Genomic DNA, 18,798 nt, shown 5'->3' on the forward strand with positions numbered 1-18,798 from the left:
CGCCGGGGGAGCGCCTCAAGTCCCCGCGTCAGCCACGCAGTTCGGCCAGCACCGCGTCGGTCAGCCGCGGCCACAGCGGCAGCGCCCACTCCCCGAAGTCCCGGTCGGTGAGCAGCACGCACGCCGCCCCCGCCGCCGGGTCCACCCACAGGAACGTGCCGGACTGGCCGAAGTGCCCGAACGTCGCCGGCGAGGAGTGCGCGCCGGTCCAGTGCGGGGACTTGCCGTCGCGGATCTCGAAGCCGAGGCCCCAGTCGTTGGGGTTCTGGTGGCCGTAGCCGGGGAGCACGCCCTTGAGCCCGGGGAAGGCCACGGACGTGGCCGCGGCCACCGTCGACGGGTGCAGCAGCCGGGGTGCCTGGAGCTCCGCGGCGAACCGCGCGAGGTCGCCCGCGGTCGAGACGCCGTCGGCGGCCGGCGAGCCGGGCAGCGAGGTGCCGGCCATGCCCAGCGGCTCCAGCACCGCCTGCCGCAGGTACTCGGCGAACGGCATGTCCGCGGCCTTGGCGACCGTGTCGCCGAGCACCTCGAACCCGGCGTTGGAGTACAGCCGCCGGGTGCCGGGCGGGGCCATCACCTTGTGCTCGTCGAAGGCGAGCCCGGACGCGTGCGCCAGCAGGTGCCGTACGGTCGAGCCCTCAGGACCCGCCGGGTCGTCCAGCTCGAAGACGCCCTCCTCGTAGGCCACCAGCACCGCGTAGGCCGCCAGCGGCTTGGTCACCGACGCCAGCCGGAACGGGCGGTCCACCGGCCCGTGGGTGCCGGCCACCGTCCCGTCCTGCCGCACCACGGCCGCCGCCGCGTTCGCCACCGGCCACTGCGCGATCATCCCCAGGCTCTCCATGCAACGGAGCCTAAGGCTCCGCCCGGGTGGTGCCGTGCGGAGGTCCCCGGAAAGCCCCGGGCAGCGCTTGCCTGGAGTGCACTCCAAGGTCTTAGCGTGGTGGGCATGACGGTCGTGCAGGTGGCGAAGAACAGCCGACGGGACGGACGGGCCGGATCCACGGGTCCGGCGATCCGCGAGGAGATCGACGACGGGCACCCGCGGCCCGACGGCCAGGACAGGTACACCATCAGCGAGGTCGCGGACCTCACCGGCCTGAGCGCCCACACCCTGCGCTGGTACGAGCGGATCGGGCTGATGCCGCACGTCGACCGCTCCCACACCGGGCAGCGGCGGTTCACCAACCGGGACCTGGACTGGCTGGACCTGGTCGGCAAGCTGCGGCTGACCGGCATGCCGGTCGCCGACATGGTGCGCTACGCCGAACTCGTCCGCGAGGGCGACCACACCTTCCCGCAGCGGCAGGCCCTGCTGGAGTCGACCCGCACGGACGTCCTGCAGCGGATCGCCGAACTCCAGGACACGGTGACCGTGCTGGACCACAAGATCAGTACGTACGCGGGTGCGCGCTGCACCCCGGAGAGGACCGCGTGATGACCTCCCAGAACCGCATCGGTACCGCCCGGCTCGGCGAGAACGGCCCGCTGGTCGGCATCCAGGGCCTGGGCTGCATGGGCATGAGCGACTTCTACGGCCCCACCGACGAGACCGCGGCCCGGGAGACCCTGGAGACCGCGCTGGGCGCCGGGGTGACCCTCTTCGACACCGCCGACATGTACGGGATGGGCCGCAACGAGGAGTTCCTCGCGCCGTTCCTGAAGGCCCACTGCGACGAGGTCGTGCTCGCCACCAAGTTCGCCATCCACCGCACCCCGGACGGCGGCCGGGAGATCCGCAACGACCCCGCCCACATCCGGCGAGCGGTCGAGGACAGCCTGCGGCGCCTGGGCATCGACACCATCGACCTGTACTACATGCACCGCCGCGACCCGCGGGTGCCGCTGAGCGAGTCGGTCGGTGCGATGGCCGAGCTGGTCGCCGCGGGCAAGGTGCGGCAGCTGGGCCTGTCGGAGGTGACCGGCGCCGAGCTGCGCGAGGCGCACGCCGTGCACCCGATCGCCGCCGTCCAGTCCGAGTGGTCGCTGTTCAGCCGGGACGTCGAGGTGTCGGTGGTGGGCGCCGCGGCCGAGCTGGGCGTGACCGTCGTGCCGTACTCGCCGCTGGGCCGCGGCTTCCTCACCGGCGCGTTCCAGGACGCCTCCGCGGAGCTGGGCGCCGACGACTTCCGGCGCAGCCAGCCGCGCTTCACCGGCGAGAACGCCCGGCACAACGCCAACCTGCTGGACCCGGTCCGCAAGGCCGCCAAGGCGCACGACGCCACCCTCGGGCAGATCGCCCTGGCCTGGGTGCAGCAGCGCGCCGAGGTGCACGGCCTGCCGGTGGTCCCGATCCCGGGCACCCGCAAGCCCTCCCGGGTGCTGGAGAACACCGCGGCCACGCACATCACGCTGACCGACCTCGAACTGGAGTGGCTGGAGCCGATCGCCGGCGCGGTCGCCGGCGACCGCTACGCCGACATGGCCGGTACCTCGCCCTCCCGCGAGTAGGCGGGCAGCCGCAGGGTGCCGCGCGCGGCCGGGGGTCCGCCCCCGGCCGCCGCACGTACCCCCGTCCCGCACGCGCGCACGAGCCGGGCCGGGCCCGCCCCGGTCCGGATCAGGCGCGCGTGCGGGCGGCGCGGATCGCGGCCAGTACGGCCGCGGCGAACGGCAGCGACTCGTGCACCAGGCCGTAGCCCAGGCCGAACACCACCGCGGCCGGGTCCTGGTCGGCCTCGCCCGGAGGCTGGACCGCGGCAGGAGTGCCGGCCCCGTCGTTGAAGCGGCGCAGCAGCCGCAGATGGCCGTGCAGCAGCTCGGGCGAGCGCCAGTCGACCCCGCTCAGCTCCTCGACCGGGAAGACCTGGTCGCCGGCCTTCCACTTGGCGGACGACGCGCCGGTCCAGAACCAGCGGAAGGCCACCGTCCGGCCGTCGAAGAAGGCCTTGGCGTCGTACGCCTTGAACGAGCGCGGCGCGGGCGGCGCCTCCACCAGGAACCGGCCGGGCGGCTCCGTGGTGTCCTGCGCGGCGATCGCGGCCCGCAACTCGTCGCGGTAGTACTCGGCGAGGGTGCGGTGCTGGTCGGGCAGCACCAGCCGGTACGGGTCGGCGGCCTCCTTCAGCTGGCCGCCGGCGGCCTCGATCAGCGGGTCGGCGCCGTGCCTCGGCACCGCGCGCAGCACCGCCGTGCCGCGCCGCCCGTCGAGCAGTTCCACGTCCTGCAGCGCGGCGTGCGGGATCCGCCGCTCACCGAGCGCCTGCAGCAGTCGCGGGCCGCGCACACCCCGTGTGTACCGGATGACGACCGCGTCGGGCTCGAATTCCCACGCGGCGTTGCTCCCGGCCAGTACGTCACCCATAAGGGTCAGCCTATGACCGCGCGCGCTCGCCGCACCCGGCTCGCGCTACGCGCGTCGCTGCCTTTTCTGCACGTCCCCCACTTGCGCCTCACGCGTCTCGTCGAACGCCTTCACCGCACGTTTGGGTGCCGTTCGCCGCCACGCCTCGGTGAGCAGCTCGCCGAGCTCCTCCGGGTCCGCCGTCGCCAGCGCGACCCGCACCCAGCCGAACCGGCCGACGTACGGCGCGGCCGAGAACGTCTCCGGCGCGGCGGCCATCAGCTCGCTCTGGTCCTCCAGCGACGCCTTGAGCGAGACATGGGCCGACTCCGGCGCGCCCATCGCGAAGATCTTCTCGCCGACCCGGAAGGTGTGCTCGCTGCCCCAGGTGATCCGCTCGTGCGCCTGCGGCAGGGCGAGCGCGAGCCCCGCGAACTCCTCGAAGGTCACCATGCCGGCCAGCCTAGGACGAGGGTCCGACAGCGCGCAGGACCGACCGCGGCGGGGCCCGGGTGTCCCCGCGCCGTCACAGCCCCGCGGTGCAGCCGGTGCCGTCCTTGCAGGCCACCGCCTGGTAGTCGCCGAGGGCGATCTCGGCGAAGTTGGCCAGGCTGGCGGTGCCCGGGGCGAAGTACCCGGGGTGGCCGCTCGCGCCGGCCGCGCTGATCACCCGGGCGCCGAACGAGCCCGACACCGGGTCCGCGCCGTGGCCGAGCCCGGCGAACTCCACGTGCGGGACGTCGCTGATCCAGTCGCCGTCGTCCCTGGCCGCCCACACGTGCGCGGTGGTGTGCAGGTCCGCGGCGCGCCGGACGCGCATGCCGGGGCTGCCGAACACGGTGATGTCGTCGATCCGGCCGCGTGGCAGGTCGGGTGCGGCCACCCCGCACAGCACCGAGCCGTACGAGTGGCAGAACAGCGACACCTCGGCCTGCCGGGGCAGCGCCCCGACCAGCGCGTTCAGCCGCACCGCGCCGCGCTCGGCGAGCGTGCCGGTGGAGGCGTCCAGTCCCACCCCGGACGGGGTGGTGTAGTCGGCCCAGGCGATCACCGCGGTCTTGGCGCCCGGTACGTCGCTCTGCTCGGCGTCGTACAGCGCCTGGGCCATGCCGACGGGCGCCGCGTACGGCTTGGTGCTGCGCTCGAAGGTGAGCATGTCGGTGTCGACGCCGGGCACCACGACGGCGATCCGGGCGGCGGTTGACAGGTTGCCGAAGACCTCGGCGACCCGGCCGGCCCCGGTCGGGTCGAAGGAGAGGATCTGGCGCTGCCCGTCGAGCAGCGAGGCGTAGCGGTGCGAGAGGCGCCCGGCGACCTGGCGGCCGGCGGGGGTGAGCTTGTCGCTGACCGAGCGGGCCGCCTCGGCGGCCCGGAACCGGGCGAGCGAGAGCCGGTTGGCGCGGTAGCGCAGGGCCAGCGGCGCGCCGTTGAGATTGCCGACCACCAGCGGGTAGCGCCGGGCCAGGCTGCGGCTCTGGGCGGCGGTCAGCGAGGCGAAGAAGCGGGCGATGGTGGCCGGCGCCGCGTCCGGGCTGGGGAGCCTGCGGTGGCCGATGGTGCCGTGCACCCACGACGACAGGGCGGCCGCCCGCGCACTGGTCACGGTGTGCGGGCGGATCGCCGTCCATCCGGTGGTGCCCAGCATGACGAAGACGACCGCCAGGGCCAGCAGGGCGCGGATGGAGGTAGGGCTCAGTCGCGCGTAGAGAAGGGTCACTCGACGATGCCTCGCGAAATCGTCCCGCCGGAAGCGGGGCGGCGGCTGGGGGAGATCCACAGGGGGATCACGGACGGAACCGCCGTCGGTGACAGCTGCTCGTCTCCCCACACTAGACAACACAGGGGTGCCCTCGGTTGCTTATCGTGACCGGCATCACGTTTCACAAAGGAATATCTCGGCAAAGCCGGGGCCCGGTGCCGGGCACGCCACAGGGGCCCCGGACACGTCCGGAGCCCCTGTGGAAGGTGCGGTCAGGCGTCGCCGCCGGCCGCTCCCGGATCGGCCGCGGCCACGTCCAGCAGCTGGTACCGGTCGACGGCCTGCTTGAGCACCGAGCGGTCGACCCTGCCGTCGCGGGACAGCTCGGTCAGCACCGCCAGCACGATCGACTGCGCGTCGATGTGGAAGAAGCGGCGTGCCGCCCCGCGCGTGTCGGCGAAGCCGAAGCCGTCGGCGCCGAGCGAGGTGTACCGGCCCGGCACCCAGCGGGCGATCTGGTCCGGCACCGAGCGCATCCAGTCGGAGACGGCCACGAACGGGCCCTCCGCGCCGGTGAGCTTGCGCGTCACGTACGGGACGGCCTGCTCCTCCTCCGGGTGCAGCAGGTTGTGCTCCTCGACCGCGACGGCCTCGCGCCGCAGCTCGTTCCAGGAGGTCGCCGACCACACGTCGGCCCGCACGCCCCAGTCCTCGGCGAGGATGCGCTGCGCCTCCATCGCCCACGGCACCGCCACGCCGGACGCCATGATCTGGGCCGGGACGGTGCCCGCCTGGCCCGCGCTGATCCGGTGGATGCCCTTGAGGATGCCCTCGACGTCCACGTCGGCCGGCTCGGCCGGGTGCTGGATCGGCTCGTTGTAGACGGTCAGGTAGTAGAAGACGTCCTCGCCCGCCTTGCCGTCCTGGGTCTCGCCGTACATCCGGCGCAGGCCGTCCTGCACGATGTACGCGATCTCGTAGCCGTACGCCGGGTCGTAGGCGACGCAGGCCGGGTTGGTGGAGGCCAGCAGCTGCGAGTGGCCGTCCGCATGCTGCAGGCCCTCGCCGGTCAGCGTGGTGCGGCCCGCGGTGGCGCCGAGCACGAAGCCGCGCGCCAGCTGGTCGGCCATCTGCCAGAACTGGTCGCCGGTGCGCTGGAAGCCGAACATCGAGTAGAAGACGTACACCGGGATCAGCGGCTCGCCGTGCGTGGCGTACGCCGAGCCCGCGGCGATCAGCGAGGCGGTGCAGCCGGCCTCGGAGATGCCGTCGTGCAGCATCTGGCCGGTCGGCGACTCCTTGTAGGCCAGCAGCAGCTCGCGGTCCACCGACTCGTACTGCTGACCCAGCGGGTTGTAGATCTTCGCGCTCGGGAAGAACGCGTCCATGCCGAAGGTGCGGTACTCGTCGGGGGCGATCAGCACGAAGCGCTTGCCGATCTCCTTGTCCCGCATCAGGTCCTTCAGCACCCGGACGAACGCCATGGTCGTGGCGATCGACTGGGCGCCCGAGCCCTTCTTCGCGGCCGCGTAGGTCTTGTCCTCCGGCAGCGGCAGGGGCTTGGCGCGGACCACGCGGGTGGGCACGTAGCCGCCGCACGCCTTGCGGTGGTCGTGCATGTACTGGATCTCTTCGGAGTCCCGGCCCGGGTGGTAGTAGGGCGGGTAGCCCTGGTCGAGCCGCTCGTCGGTGATCGGCAGGTGCAGCCGGTCGCGGAAGCGCTTGAGGTCGTCGACCGTCAGCTTCTTCATCTGGTGGGTCGCGTTGCGGCCCTCGAAGTTCGGGCCCAGCGTCCAGCCCTTGATGGTCTGGGCGAGGATGACGGTCGGCTGGCCCTTGTGCGCCATCGCCGCGGTGTAGGCCGCGAAGATCTTGCGGTGGTCGTGGCCACCGCGGCCCAGGTGCAGGATCTGGTCGTCGGTGAGGTTCTCGACCATCTTGCGCAGCCGCTGGTCGTCGCCGAAGAAGTGCTCGCGGATGTAGGAGCCGGTCTCGGTGGCGTACGTCTGGAACTGGCCGTCCGGCGTGATGTTCATCTTGTTCACCAGCAGGCCGTCGCGGTCCTGGGCGAGCAGCGGGTCCCAGGTGCGGTCCCAGACCAGCTTGATGACGTTCCAGCCGGCGCCGCGGAACTGCGACTCCAGCTCCTGGATGATCTTGCCGTTGCCGCGCACCGGGCCGTCGAGCCGCTGCAGGTTGCAGTTGACGACGAAGGTCAGGTTGTCCAGGCCCTCGCGGGCGGCGATGGACAGCTGGCCGAGCGACTCCGGCTCGTCCATCTCGCCGTCGCCCAGGAACGCCCAGACGTGCGAGGCGGAGGTGTCCGCGATGCCGCGGGCCTCCATGTAGCGGTTCATCCGCGCCTGGTAGATCGCGCCCAGCGGGCCCAGGCCCATGGACACGGTCGGGAACTCCCAGAAGTCCGGCATCGACCGCGGGTGCGGGTAGCTGGACAGGCCGTTCGGCGCCTTGGAGTGCTCCTGCCGGAAGCCGTCGAGCTGCGCCTCGGAGAGCCGGTCGAGCAGGAATGCGCGGGCGTAGATGCCGGGGGAGGCGTGGCCCTGGAAGAAGACCTGGTCACCGCCGCGGCCGTCGTCCTTGCCGCGGAAGAAGTGGTTGAAGCCCACGTCGTACAGGGAGGCCGAGGAGGCGAAGGTGGCGATGTGGCCGCCGACGCCGATGCCCGGGCGCTGCGCGCGGGAGACCATCACCGCGGCGTTCCACCGCGTGGCGTTCAGGATCCGGCGCTCGATCTCCTCGTTGCCGGGGAAGAACGGCTCGTCCCTGGTGGCGATGGTGTTGACGTAGTCGGTGCTGCGCATCTCGGGCACCGCGACGCGCTTCTCGCGGGCGCGCTCGATGAGGCGGAGCATCAGGTAACGGGCCCGCTCCCGGCCGCGCTCGTCGATGGCCGCGTCGAGCGAGTCGAGCCATTCCGCCGTCTCCTCGGGATCGAAATCCGGGACCTGGCTGGGAAGGCCGCCAATGATGATCGGGTTGCGATCGGATCCGGAAGCCACGCTGTTCCTTCACTGCTCGTTGAATTTTCGGTGCTCTGCTGGGTCGCGCCGCCTCCATCGTGTACCGCGTGGTTGGATACGTCATCTCTACTGAGCGGTAACGGTGGGCCGGCGGACGGCCTGCGGCGGGAGGGCGTGCGGTCGCCCGCGGCCAAACCCGAACTCTACGCCCAGTCGGACGTACGACCGACGCGTGCCGCCAATCACCCGCAACACCGGCAAACCGGAGTGATGTGCGTCACCATGGAGGGTGCGGGTTGCGGGGAAGACGGTCGAATCATCACCGTTTCGGCGGTCTCGTACGCCGGGTACTTGCGCGATCCGCCGCGCCCGTGTGGACTACCGCCAATAAGCCCGCACCGGAGCGGGCACACAGAGGACAGACAGTCCCCATGACAGGAGGCAAAGCGTGAGCGCGACCGCGGACCACGCGGAGGAGCGGACCAACCCGGCGAGCCGGCTTGGTTTCGAGCCCGGACAGGTGGTCCAGGAGCTCGGGTACGACGAGGATTGCGACCAGGAGCTCCGCGAGGCTATCGAGGAGCTCACGGGCGAGGAGCTCGTCGACGAGGACTACGACGACGTGCCCGACGCCGTCCTGCTGTGGTTCCGCGACGAGGAGGACGGCGACCTCACGGACGCGCTCGTCGACGCCACGTCGACGGTCGACCCCGGCGCCCCGATCTGGCTCATGACCCCGAAGACCGGCCGTGACGGGCATGTCGAGCCCAGCGAGATCGGCGAGGCGGCGCAGACCGCGGGTCTGGCCCAGACCAGCAGCGTGAACGCGGCGAAGGACTGGACCGGCAGCCGCCTGGTCACGCCCAAGGCCGTCCGGGCCGGCAAGCGGTAACGCTGCCGCTCGCAGCCCGCACCGAAGGGTTCGCCCGGGTGAGAGTGCGCCCGGGCCTGCCGGTGTGCGGCCGGCCGCCGCGGGTGTCCGCGGTCCGCCGCCGGCTGCCGCCCCGGCCGCGTCCCGGCGGCGGGCTGCCCCACGGAAAGAGCTGACTTCCCCATGCCCCTCGCCGAAGGCGCCGCCGCCCCGGACTTCGCGCTGCCCGACCAGCACGGCCGGACCGTGAGCCTGGCCGGGTTCGCCGGCGCCAAGCACCTCGTGCTGATGTTCTTCCCGTTCGCCTTCACCAGCGTCTGCACCGGCGAGCTGCGGGCGCTGCAGGCGGAGTTGCCGGCGTTCCAGAACGACGACGTCCAGCTGCTCGCCGTCTCCTGCGACTCCATGCACGCGCTGCGGGCGTTCGCCGACGCCCAGGAGCTGGACTTCCCGCTGCTGTCGGACTTCTGGCCGCATGGAACCGCCTCCCGGGCCTACGGAGTCTTCGCCGAGGACAAGGGCTGCGCGGTGCGCGGCACCTTCGTCATCGACAAGCACGGAACGGTCCGCTGGACCGTGGTCAACGGCCTGCCCGAAGCCCGCGACCTTCGCGACTACGCCAAGGCCCTCGAAGCCCTGTAGCCGGAGGGAACCGGTCACTAAGCTCAGCACGTTGATCCATGCAGGCGGCGTGCTCCGGCGCGCCGTGGACGGTACACGCTGTACACAGCTCGATCGGACGGAGGACTCGTGGGAGTCAGCCTCAGCAAGGGTGGCAACGTCTCGCTGACCAAGGAGGCGCCGAACCTCACGGCGGTCGTCGTGGGCCTGGGCTGGGACGCCCGGACCACCACGGGATCGGACTTCGACCTGGACGCGAGCGCGCTGCTCACGAACGACCAGGGCAAGGTCCTCTCCGACCAGCACTTCGTGTTCTTCAACAACCTCCGCAGCCCCGACGGCTCGGTGGAGCACACCGGCGACAACCTCACCGGTGAGGGCGAGGGCGACGACGAGGTGATCAACGTCAACCTGGCCGGGGTGCCGGCCTCGGTCGCCAAGATCGTCTTCCCGGTCTCCATCTACGACGCCGAGACCCGCCAACAGAGCTTCGGCCAGGTCCGCAACGCCTACATCCGCGTCGTCAACGCGGCCGACAACCGGGAACTGGCCCGCTACGACCTGACCGAGGACGCCTCGACGGAGACCGCGATGGTCTTCGGCGAGCTGTACCGGCACGGCACCGAGTGGAAGTTCCGCGCCATCGGTCAGGGGTACGCGTCGGGACTGCGCGGCATCGCGCAGGACTTCGGCGTGAACGTCTGACCGGCTGAGGGCAGCCCAGAACCGCGATACGGGGAGGAACGAACACGATGGGCGTCACGCTCGCCAAGGGAGGCAATGTCTCCCTCTCCAAGGCCGCGCCGAATCTCACCCAGGTGCAGATCGGCCTGGGCTGGAGAGCCCGCTCGACCACCGGCGCCGACTTCGACCTGGACGCCAGCGCCCTGCTGTGCGGGAACGGCCGGGTGCTGGGGGACGAGTACTTCGTCTTCTACAACAATCTCAAGAGCCCCGAGGGTGCCGTCGAGCACACCGGCGACGACCTGGTCGGCGGCTCCGGTGGCGACGACGAGACGATCCTGGTCGACCTGGCCAAGGTGCCGGCCTCGGTCGACAAGATCGTCTTCCCGGTCTCGATCTACGACGCCGACGCCCGCGTGCAGACGTTCGGGCAGGTCAGCGACGCGTACATCCGGGTGATCAACCAGTCCGACGGCGCCGAGCTGGCCCGCTACGACCTGACCGAGGACGCCTCGACGGAGACCGCGATGATCTTCGGCGAGCTCTACCGCTACAGCGGCGAGTGGAAGTTCCGGGCCGTAGGACAGGGGTACGCCTCCGGACTGCGCGGGATCGCCCTAGACTTCGGGGTCAACGTTTCGTAAAGCCGCGTACCGCGCGGGGGACCTCGTGGTCACAGGTCACAAGGGATTGGGTGGGAAGCACGTGCTCCTCAGAACATTCGGCTGGTCGTTCGGCATCACTGTCGCCGGCCTGGCCCTGGCCACTTACGTCTGGGGGGCGAAGGGGCTCGCGATCGTCGCGATCCTGTCGGTCCTTGAGATCTCGCTGTCCTTCGACAACGCCGTGATCAACGCGGGCATCCTGCGGAAGATGAACGCCTTCTGGCAGAAGATGTTCCTGACGGTGGGCGTGCTGATCGCCGTCTTCGGCATGCGGCTGGTCTTCCCGATCATCATCGTGGCGATCACCGCGAAGCTCAGTCCCTGGGAAGCGGTCAGGGTCGCGATCAACGACCACAACCGCTACGAGGCGCTGGTCACCAACGCCCACCCGGCGATCGCCGCCTTCGGCGGTATGTTCCTGCTGATGATCTTCCTCGACTTCATCTTCGAGGAGCGCGAGATCACCTGGCTGAGCTGGCTGGAGAAGCCGCTGGCCAAGCTCGGCAAGCTGGACATGCTCTCCGTGGTGATCGCCATGGTCCTGCTGGTCGTCTTCGCCACCACGGTGGCCACCGGGGTCCCGCTGCACGGCGGCCACGGCACCGTCGACAAGGGCGAGACCGTCCTGCTGGCCGGCGTCGCCGGCCTCATCACCTACCTGGTCGTCGGCGGCATCTCCGGCTACTTCGAGGAGCGCCTCGAGGACGAGGAGGACGACGACGAGGACGGCGACGGCGCGGACGAGCCGGAGGCCGCGGTGGCGGCGTCCAACGGCGCCGGCACCCTGCGCGCCGTGGGCCTGGCCGGCAAGGCCGCGTTCTTCATGTTCCTGTACCTGGAGGTCATCGACGCGTCGTTCTCCTTCGACGGCGTCGTCGGCGCGTTCGCGATCAGCAACAACATCTTCCAGATCGCGCTGGGTCTCGGCATCGGCGCGATGTACATCCGGTCGCTGACCGTCTTCCTGGTCCGCAAGGGCACCCTGGACGACTACGTGTACCTGGAGCACGGCGCGCACTACGCGATCGGCGCGCTGGCGCTGATCCTGCTGTTCACCATCAAGTACGAGGTGAGCGAGATCGTCACCGGCCTGATCGGCGTTGTCCTGATCGCGGCGTCCTACTGGTCCTCGGTGGTACGCAACCGCCGGCTCGGGGCAGAATCCGAGCAGGCGGACGACAAGGCGGAGGTGCCGTCCGGGGTGTGACCCGGCCGAGTACCCCCGGCTGCCCCCGCCACCCGGCGGGGGCAGCCGCATGTCGAGGGAAGGTGGAGGGGCCAGATGCCCTGGTGGAGCTTTTTGCGGCCGAGCGGGGCCCAGCAGTTCGACATCGTCAACGCGCACTCCGTGGAACTCACCAGGCGGCATCCCGAGTTGTCGCTGACCAAGCACGGCGGCGCGGTCGGCAACATGCGGGTCAACCTGTCCTGGCAGATGCGCACCTCGGACACCGGTGGCTGGAACACCGACCGCGGCAGCTTCCTCCGCCGCCAGCTGGAGATCTTCAAGCCGCGGGTGGTGCAGGCGGCGGGCCCGGCCATGGTCAACGTCGACCTGGACCTGGCCTGCATGTACGAACTGGCCGACGGCAGCAAGGGCGTGGTGCAGCCGCTCGGCGAGTTCCACGGTGACCTCGACGCCCCGCCGTGGATCCAGATGAGCGGCGACGACCGGTTCGGCGGCACCTCCGGCGAGACGATCTACATCAACTTCGACAAGCGCGACGAGTTCAAGCGGCTGCTGGTGTTCGTCTACATCTACGACGGCACACCCGCCTTCGACCGCACCCACGCCAAGGTGGAGATCTTCCCCGGTTCCGGCCCGCGGATCGAGATCCCGCTCAATGAGCGGGAGCCGCAGGCGCGTTCGTGCGCCGTGGTGCTGATCGAGAACCGCAAGGGCGAGATGATCGTCCACCGCGAGGTGAAGTACGTCTACGGCTTCCAGGCCGAGATCGACCGGCTCTACGGCTGGGGACTGCAATGGGGCCGCGGCTACAAGTCCAAGGTGTGAACCCCCGGGAGGCCCTCGCACCGCCGCACGGGGAGGCGGGTTCCCGCCGCCTTCCTGGGAGATCGCAAGGTGGGACGAGGCGATGGCGCTGGTCCGGCTGGAGCCGACCGGTGGCTACACCTTCCGGCAGGTCATCAGGCCCTGATCCGGGCCGCGCCCGCCGAGGGGCGTCCTGGGCCGCGCCGGGGGCGCCTCCCCCGGTTCGGTGCTTTGAGCGCTTTCAGCGCTGGGGCTGGAACTGCGGGCCCTGCGGGGGCAGCGCGAAGCCGCCGTCGCCGTTCGCCGACACCGCCGGAGGGACGGCGGGCGGGGCGAGGGGCGGGGGTACGGCCGGGCCGGCCGGCTGCCCGGCCGCGACGGGCTGCGGGTAGCCGTAGGCGGGGTAGCCGGGCTGCGGCTGCTGGTGGACCGGCGGCTGCTGGTGGACCTGCGGCGGCGCGGCCGGCGGCGCGCTCATCGGCTGCGGGTAGCCGTACGCGGGCTGGGCCGGCACGTGCGCGGGGGAGGGGGCCTGCAGCGGGTAGCCGTAGGCGCTGGTCGGTGCGGGCTCGGCCGCCGGTATCCGCGGTTGCGGGGTGCCCAGCGGCGTGGTGGGCACCGAGGCCGGGCGCACCGGGGCGGCCGGGGCCTGCCCGGTGGCGGCGGGCTCCCCGTCGTCCACCGCGACACCGTACTGCGTGGCGAGGCCGACGAGCCCCGAGGCGTAGCCTTGGGCGAGGGCGCGGAACTTCCATCCGGTGCCCTTGCGGTACACCTCGCCGCAGATCAGCGCGGTCTCGGCGCCGGTGTCCGGGACCACCTCGAAGCTGACGACCGGTGCGGCGTGCTGCGGGCCCGCGGTGTCGTACAGGGTCAGGCTGAGGTCGCGCACCGTGCGGAACGGCCCGCCGTCGCAGGACGCGGCGATCACCACCCGGTCCACGCCGGCGTCCAGCGCCGCCAGGTCGACCTCGACGGTGTCGGTGAGGCCCTCGGGGACCCGCTTCTTCGGCAGGTGGCGGGCCAGGCCCGAGGGGTGGCGGGGCTCGTTGTAGAAGACGAAGTCGGCGTCGGTGCGGACCCGTCCGTCCGGGCCGAGCAGCAGCACGGAGGCGTCGACATCGGGCGCTCCGGGGCCGGGGGTCCAGTGCAGCACCGCGCGCACCCCGGTCACGTCCAGCGGGGTGTTCGAACCCTTCACCATCGCGTGCGTCATACCGGTCATCCTGCCCTTCCGGTGGGGCACGCCACAACGCCGGGTCCGGCGGGGAGGGACGGTCACCGGGTGGACCCGCCACGGTTACCTGTTTTTCACACACGCAGGGAACGGGTATCCCATGCTCGCACGTACGATAATCGGCCAGATGTTGTCAGGTTCTTCATCCTGAAAGGGGGCATATGCGACACTTCGGACACCTGGCGGGTGACCTCAGGAGCGAACTCTTCCACCGTGAGCCCCAGGAATTCACCGCGGACTCCGCTGCCCGCACGCTCGCGGTCGCGCTCGGCGCCACCCTGTACAGCCCCGCGACCCGGCCCCGCCTCGCCGACGACATCGTCAAGCAGGCCTCCCGCGGCGTGGTGTCCATGGTGCTGTGCCTGGAGGACTCCATCGACGACCGGGACGTCGTCGCAGGTGAGGCCAACCTCGTCCAGCAGTTCGCGGAGCTGGCCGCACGCCCCGGCGGAGCCGCCGCGCTCCCGCTGCTGTTCATCCGGGTGCGCACCCCCGGCCAGATCACCGACCTGGTGAACCGGCTCGGCGACACCGTCGCCCTGCTGTCCGGATTCGTGCTGCCCAAGTTCACCGAGGAGACCGGCGTCCCGTTCCTGGAGGCCCTCACCCAGGCCGAGAACGCCTGCGGCAGGCGGCTGTTCGCCATGCCGGTCCTGGAGTCGCCGCAGCTCCTCCACCTGGAGAGCCGGAGCGAGACGCTCTACGGGATATCCCGCACCGTCGACAAGTACCGCGACCGCGTGCTCGCCCTGCGACTGGGCGTGACCGACTTCTGCTCCTCCTACGGGCTGCGCCGGGCCCCCGAGATGACCGCCTACGACGTGCAGATCGTCGCCTCGGTCATCGCCGACGTGGTCAACGTCTTCGGCCGCGCCGACGGCAGCGGGTTCACCGTGACCGGCCCGGTCTGGGAGTACTTCCGGCACCACGAGCGCATGTTCAAGCCCCAGCTGCGGCTGAGCCCCTTCCGGCCCGAGGCCGAGGACCTGCGGGACCGGCTGATCGCCCGCGACATGGACGGCCTGCTGCGCGAGATCGAACTCGACCGCGCCAACGGCCTCCAGGGCAAGACCTGCATCCACCCCACGCACGTGCCCGTCGTGCACGCGCTGAACGTGGTCACGCACGAGGAGTACTGCGACGCCGCCGACATCCTCCACGAGGACCGCAGCGGCGGTGGCGTGCTGCGCAGCTCCTACACCAACAAGATGAACGAGGTGAAGCCGCACCGCGCCTGGGCCGAGCGCACGCTCCGCCGCGCCGAGGTCTTCGGCGTCGCCCGCGAGGACATCGGATTCGTCGAACTGCTCGCGGCCAGCCTGCCGCAGGCGTGACCGGCCGACGACCGTACGGAACCACCCCGAAGGAATCACCGCTGATGGCAACGAACACGCCCTGGACCGGCCAGTGGGTCGCCGACCGGCTGGGCGTCGCGCTCCGCGGCGACGGCGTCACCGACCTGCTGGGCCTGGCGCTGCGCCGCAACCCCAAGCGGGCCCACCTGCTGGTCTCCCACGTGCTCGGCAAGCACGTCCCGCAGCGCCCGCACGTCGTCTACGGCCACGCCCACGCCCTCGGGCGGCGGGTGCGCGCGCTGCTCGACGAGGACCGCGACGGCGGGCGCGGCGGCGCGGACGGCACCGTGGTCCTCGGCTACGCCGAGACCGCGACGGGCCTGGGCCACGCCGTCGCCGACGGCATCGGCGGCGTGCCCTACCTGCACTCCACCCGCCGCGCCGTGCCCGGGGTGACGCCCGGCGGCGGCTTCGAGGAGGAGCACAGCCACGCCACCGGGCACCTGCTGCTGCCCGAGGACCCGGCGCTGCTCGCCGGATCCGGCCCGCTCGTCCTGGTCGACGACGAGTTCTCCACCGGGCGGACCATCCTCAACACCATCTCCGACCTGCACGCCCGGCATCCGCGATCCCGCTACGTGGTCGTCGCGCTCACCGACATGCGCGGCGACGCCGACCGCGCCGCGCTCGCCGCCTTCGCCGGGCGCCTCGGCACCAGGATCGACGTCGTCGCCCTCGCCGAGGGCGCCGTGACGCTGCCGCCCGGCGTCCTGGAGAAGGGCCAGGCGCTCGTGGCCGAGCACGAGAGGGCCGCGGCGGCCGGAACGCCCGCCGGACTCCTCACCGGCCAGCCGGGGCCGCCCGACGCGCTTGTGCGGCGCGTCGGCCTCGGCTGGCCCGCCGGGCTGCCCGACGGCGGCCGGCACGGCTTCCTGCCCGCGCACCGCACGCGCCTGGAGGCCGCCCTGCCCGCCATGGCGGGCCGCCTCGCCGCCGCCCTGCCGCCCGGCGCCCGCCGCGTCCTGGTCCTCGGCAACGAGGAGCTGATGTACGCCCCGCTCCGCCTCGCCCAGGCACTGGAGGACGCCCTGACCGCGGACGCGGCCGGCGCCGCGGGCCCGGCGCAGGTGCGGTACTCCACGACCACCCGCTCGCCGGTGCTGGCCGTCGACGACCCCGGCTACGCGATCCGCAGCCGGCTCGTGTTCCCCGCGCACGACGACCCCGACGACGGCGGCTCCGCGGAGCGCTACGCCTACAACGTCGCCGGCGCCGGGTTCGACGCCGTGGTGTGCGTGGTGGACTCCGCGGGCGACACGGCCGCACTCCACCAGGACGGCGGGCTGCTCGCCCGTCTCGCCGCGCACACTCCGGCGGTCCTGCTCGCCGTCGTACCGACCTACCGACCCGAACCAGAGGGGCACCACCCGAGCATGAGCGAGCCGCTGCGCGGACCCGACTTCTCCTCCTACGCGCCCGAGGAGGTGGGCTGGCTGCTGAAGGACCTGTCCGGCGTGGAGCTGGAGGCGCCCACCGAGGAGCGCGAGGAGGCCATCCAGAGCGGCGGCGCGCACTACGCCGAGTCGCTGCCGGTGGAGTACCAGCCCACCGCCGAGTACCAGCAGCTGTTCCGCTCCGCGCTGGACGCGTCCGCGGCCCGGATCGCCCGCGCGGTCGGCGCGGTCACCGAACTCGTCCTCGCCGAGCGCGGCCCGGACGCCGTGCTGGTCTCGCTGGCCAGGGCCGGCACCCCGGTCGGCGTGCTGATGCGCCGCTGGGCCCGCCACGCCCACGGCCTGGACCTGCCGCACTACGCGGTGTCGATCGTCCGCGGCCGCGGCATCGACCGCAACGCGCTGCGCTGGCTCGCCGCCCACCACGACGCGGCCGACGCGGTGTTCGTCGACGGCTGGACCGGAAAGGGCGCCATCACCCGCGAACTGGCCGACGCCGTGGCCGAGTTCGACGGCTTCAACCCGGACATCGCGGTCCTCGCCGACCCCGGCGGCTGCGTGTCCACCTACGGCACCCGCGACGACTTCCTGATCCCCTCCGCGTGCCTGAACTCCACCGTCTCCGGCCTGATCTCGCGGACCGTGCTGCGCGACGGCCTGATCGGGCCCGACGACTTCCACGGCGCGAAGTTCTACCGCGACCTGCGCGACGCCGACGTCTCGGGCCTCTTCCTCGACACCGTGGCAGCCGCCTTCGACCTGGTCGGGGACGCGGTCGCCGAGGACGTCAAGTCGCTGCGCTCGCAGGACCGTCTCCCGACCTGGGCGGGCTGGGCCGCGGTCGAGCGGATCAGCGAGGAGTACGGGATCGGCGATGTCAACCTGGTCAAGCCCGGCGTCGGGGAGACCACCCGGGTGCTGCTGCGCCGCGTGCCCTGGAAGGTGCTGGCGCAGCGCGGCGCGGGCGCCGACCTGGACCACGTCCGGCTGCTCGCCGAGCAGCGCGGCGTGCCGGTCGAGGAGGTCGACGGCCTGCCGTACTCGTGCGTCGGCCTGATCCACCCGCGCTACACCCGCGGCGCCACCGGCACCGACGGCCGGGCGGTGAGCGCCCGATGAGCCGCCACGCCTTCCCGCCGAACGCCCGCACCCTGGTCGCCAGCGACCTGGACCGGACCCTGATCTACTCCACCGCCGCCCTGGCGCTGTCCATGGCCGACGAGCACGCCCCGCGGCTGCTGTGCGTGGAGGTCCACGAGAGCCGGCCGCTGTCGTACATGACCGAGTCCGCGAGCCGGCTGCTGGCCGAACTCGCCGACACCGTACGGTTCGTGCCCACCACCACCCGCACCCGCAAGCAGTACCGCCGGATCAGCCTGCCCGGCCGCGCACCGCGGTACGCGATATGCGCCAACGGCGGCCACCTGCTGGTGGACGGCCGCACCGACCACGACTGGAACGCCGAGATGCGCCGCCGCCTCGCCGACGGCTCCGCGCCGCTGGACGAGGTCGTCGCGCACCTGGCGGCCGTGTCCGACCCCGAGTGGCGGCGCAAGGAGCGGGTCGCCGAGGACCTGTTCGCGTACCTCGTGGTGGACCGCGAGAAGCTGCCGGTCGGATGGGTCAAGGAACTCGCCGAGTGGGCCGAGCCGCGCGGCTGGACGGTGTCCCTGCAGGGACGGAAGATCTACGCCGTGCCCAAGCCGCTGCGCAAGAGCGCCGCGCTCGCCGAGGTGGTCCGCCGCACCGGTGTCGAGCAGGTGCTCGCCGCCGGCGACTCACTGCTCGACGTCGACCTGCTGACGGCCGCGGACATGGGCTGGACGCCGGGCCACGGTGAACTCGCCGACACCGGCTGGACCGCCCCGCACGTCACCGCGCTCGGCTCGGTCGGCGTCGCGGCCGGGGAGGAGATCCTGCGGCGGATGCTGGTGCGGGTCTCCGGGGAGGGCGCGGCGGCCTGACGGCGGCGCCGGGGCGCCGCGTCGTGCCGGGGCGAGCGGTACCGGCGGCGT

The 18,798-nt window shown here is 72.1% G+C and carries 17 protein-coding genes; 11 read left to right on the forward strand and 6 right to left on the reverse strand.

Annotated features, from left to right (window positions below; translation table 11 throughout):
* Positions 1-28: 28 nt before the first annotated feature.
* On the reverse strand, positions 29-844 hold the full coding sequence (locus ACH4TG_RS01325) for a serine hydrolase domain-containing protein (RefSeq protein WP_398239583.1): 816 nt from the start codon (positions 842-844) through the stop codon (positions 29-31).
* 105 nt (positions 845-949) lie between these two features.
* Here ACH4TG_RS01325 and ACH4TG_RS01330 point away from each other — a divergent pair, with 105 nt between their 5' ends.
* Both ACH4TG_RS01330 and ACH4TG_RS01335 read left to right on the forward strand, forming a co-directional pair.
* Positions 950-1,438, forward strand: a complete 489-nt coding sequence (locus tag ACH4TG_RS01330; protein ID WP_398239585.1) for a MerR family transcriptional regulator — start codon at positions 950-952, stop codon at positions 1,436-1,438.
* Positions 1,438-2,451 (forward strand): aldo/keto reductase, encoded by a 1,014-nt coding sequence (locus ACH4TG_RS01335; RefSeq protein ID WP_398239587.1) that lies wholly within the window; start codon positions 1,438-1,440, stop codon positions 2,449-2,451. Before ACH4TG_RS01330 ends, ACH4TG_RS01335 begins: the two co-directional genes overlap by 1 nt.
* 109 nt (positions 2,452-2,560) lie before the next feature.
* Here the strand turns inward: ACH4TG_RS01335 and ACH4TG_RS01340 are convergent, their stop codons facing one another.
* The 4 genes from ACH4TG_RS01340 to aceE all read right to left on the reverse strand — a co-directional run bounded on the left by ACH4TG_RS01340 (position 2,561) and on the right by aceE (position 8,002).
* The gene (locus ACH4TG_RS01340; protein ID WP_398239588.1) at positions 2,561-3,304 is read right to left on the reverse strand and encodes a DUF4429 domain-containing protein; all 744 of its coding nucleotides are present in this window, start codon (positions 3,302-3,304) and stop codon (positions 2,561-2,563) included.
* 45 nt (positions 3,305-3,349) lie between these two features.
* On the reverse strand, positions 3,350-3,736 hold the full coding sequence (locus ACH4TG_RS01345; protein ID WP_398239590.1) for an MmcQ/YjbR family DNA-binding protein: 387 nt from the start codon (positions 3,734-3,736) through the stop codon (positions 3,350-3,352).
* A gap of 73 nt (positions 3,737-3,809) precedes the next feature.
* Complete coding sequence (locus ACH4TG_RS01350; protein ID WP_398240443.1) at positions 3,810-4,928, reverse strand: alpha/beta hydrolase; 1,119 nt, start codon at positions 4,926-4,928, stop codon at positions 3,810-3,812.
* Positions 4,929-5,254: 326 nt separating this feature from the next.
* The gene (gene aceE, locus ACH4TG_RS01355; RefSeq protein ID WP_398239592.1) at positions 5,255-8,002 is read right to left on the reverse strand and encodes a pyruvate dehydrogenase (acetyl-transferring), homodimeric type; all 2,748 of its coding nucleotides are present in this window, start codon (positions 8,000-8,002) and stop codon (positions 5,255-5,257) included.
* 409 nt (positions 8,003-8,411) lie between these two features.
* Here aceE and ACH4TG_RS01360 point away from each other — a divergent pair, with 409 nt between their 5' ends.
* The 6 genes from ACH4TG_RS01360 (at position 8,412) to ACH4TG_RS01385 (ending at position 12,818) form a co-directional block, all read left to right on the forward strand.
* Positions 8,412-8,855, forward strand: a complete 444-nt coding sequence (locus tag ACH4TG_RS01360; RefSeq protein WP_398239593.1) for a DUF3052 domain-containing protein — start codon at positions 8,412-8,414, stop codon at positions 8,853-8,855.
* Between the two features lie 162 nt (positions 8,856-9,017).
* Complete coding sequence (locus tag ACH4TG_RS01365; RefSeq protein WP_398239594.1) at positions 9,018-9,476, forward strand: peroxiredoxin; 459 nt, start codon at positions 9,018-9,020, stop codon at positions 9,474-9,476.
* Between the two features lie 108 nt (positions 9,477-9,584).
* The gene (locus ACH4TG_RS01370; protein WP_398239595.1) at positions 9,585-10,160 is read left to right on the forward strand and encodes a TerD family protein; all 576 of its coding nucleotides are present in this window, start codon (positions 9,585-9,587) and stop codon (positions 10,158-10,160) included.
* A 47-nt stretch (positions 10,161-10,207) separates the two neighbouring features.
* Positions 10,208-10,783, forward strand: coding sequence for a TerD family protein (locus ACH4TG_RS01375; protein WP_398239596.1), 576 nt, complete (start codon positions 10,208-10,210; stop codon positions 10,781-10,783).
* A gap of 61 nt (positions 10,784-10,844) precedes the next feature.
* Complete coding sequence (locus ACH4TG_RS01380) at positions 10,845-12,011, forward strand: DUF475 domain-containing protein (RefSeq protein WP_398239597.1); 1,167 nt, start codon at positions 10,845-10,847, stop codon at positions 12,009-12,011.
* 75 nt (positions 12,012-12,086) lie between these two features.
* Complete coding sequence (locus ACH4TG_RS01385; protein ID WP_398239598.1) at positions 12,087-12,818, forward strand: Tellurium resistance; 732 nt, start codon at positions 12,087-12,089, stop codon at positions 12,816-12,818.
* A 220-nt stretch (positions 12,819-13,038) separates the two neighbouring features.
* On the opposite strand, the gene ACH4TG_RS01390 is transcribed toward ACH4TG_RS01385, so the two are convergent.
* Positions 13,039-14,013: a TerD family protein gene (locus tag ACH4TG_RS01390; protein ID WP_398239599.1), complete on the reverse strand. Its 975-nt coding sequence runs from the start codon at positions 14,011-14,013 to the stop codon at positions 13,039-13,041.
* 182 nt (positions 14,014-14,195) lie between these two features.
* Between ACH4TG_RS01390 and ACH4TG_RS01395 the strand changes: the two genes are divergently transcribed.
* Genes ACH4TG_RS01395 through ACH4TG_RS01405 form a run of 3 tightly spaced genes read left to right on the forward strand, consistent with a single transcriptional unit; the run spans position 14,196 to position 18,747 of the window.
* On the forward strand, positions 14,196-15,368 hold the full coding sequence (locus ACH4TG_RS01395) for an HpcH/HpaI aldolase/citrate lyase family protein (RefSeq protein WP_398239600.1): 1,173 nt from the start codon (positions 14,196-14,198) through the stop codon (positions 15,366-15,368).
* A gap of 44 nt (positions 15,369-15,412) precedes the next feature.
* Complete coding sequence (locus ACH4TG_RS01400; protein WP_398239601.1) at positions 15,413-17,902, forward strand: phosphoribosyltransferase; 2,490 nt, start codon at positions 15,413-15,415, stop codon at positions 17,900-17,902.
* Positions 17,899-18,747 (forward strand): HAD family hydrolase, encoded by an 849-nt coding sequence (locus ACH4TG_RS01405; RefSeq protein WP_398239602.1) that lies wholly within the window; start codon positions 17,899-17,901, stop codon positions 18,745-18,747. The genes ACH4TG_RS01400 and ACH4TG_RS01405 overlap by 4 nt, the downstream gene beginning before the upstream one ends.
* Positions 18,748-18,798 lie beyond the last annotated feature (51 nt).

The sequence above is a fragment of the Streptomyces sp. NPDC020917 genome, assembly GCF_044333795.1.
In the GTDB taxonomy this organism is placed as follows: domain Bacteria; phylum Actinomycetota; class Actinomycetes; order Streptomycetales; family Streptomycetaceae; genus Actinacidiphila.

Coding starts and splice junctions, on each gene's coding strand:
- ACH4TG_RS01390 (WP_398239599.1), bottom strand. CDS start 14,013: ATGACGCACGCGATGGTGAAGGGTTCGAACACCCCGCTGGACGTGACC.
- ACH4TG_RS01375 (WP_398239596.1), top strand. CDS start 10,208: ATGGGCGTCACGCTCGCCAAGGGAGGCAATGTCTCCCTCTCCAAGGCC.
- ACH4TG_RS01350 (WP_398240443.1), bottom strand. CDS start 4,928: ATGCTGGGCACCACCGGATGGACGGCGATCCGCCCGCACACCGTGACC.
- ACH4TG_RS01400 (WP_398239601.1), top strand. CDS start 15,413: ATGGCAACGAACACGCCCTGGACCGGCCAGTGGGTCGCCGACCGGCTG.
- ACH4TG_RS01405 (WP_398239602.1), top strand. CDS start 17,899: ATGAGCCGCCACGCCTTCCCGCCGAACGCCCGCACCCTGGTCGCCAGC.
- ACH4TG_RS01325 (WP_398239583.1), bottom strand. CDS start 844: ATGGAGAGCCTGGGGATGATCGCGCAGTGGCCGGTGGCGAACGCGGCG.
- ACH4TG_RS01340 (WP_398239588.1), bottom strand. CDS start 3,304: ATGGGTGACGTACTGGCCGGGAGCAACGCCGCGTGGGAATTCGAGCCC.
- ACH4TG_RS01365 (WP_398239594.1), top strand. CDS start 9,018: ATGCCCCTCGCCGAAGGCGCCGCCGCCCCGGACTTCGCGCTGCCCGAC.
- ACH4TG_RS01395 (WP_398239600.1), top strand. CDS start 14,196: ATGCGACACTTCGGACACCTGGCGGGTGACCTCAGGAGCGAACTCTTC.
- ACH4TG_RS01345 (WP_398239590.1), bottom strand. CDS start 3,736: ATGGTGACCTTCGAGGAGTTCGCGGGGCTCGCGCTCGCCCTGCCGCAG.
- ACH4TG_RS01335 (WP_398239587.1), top strand. CDS start 1,438: ATGACCTCCCAGAACCGCATCGGTACCGCCCGGCTCGGCGAGAACGGC.
- ACH4TG_RS01385 (WP_398239598.1), top strand. CDS start 12,087: ATGCCCTGGTGGAGCTTTTTGCGGCCGAGCGGGGCCCAGCAGTTCGAC.
- ACH4TG_RS01330 (WP_398239585.1), top strand. CDS start 950: ATGACGGTCGTGCAGGTGGCGAAGAACAGCCGACGGGACGGACGGGCC.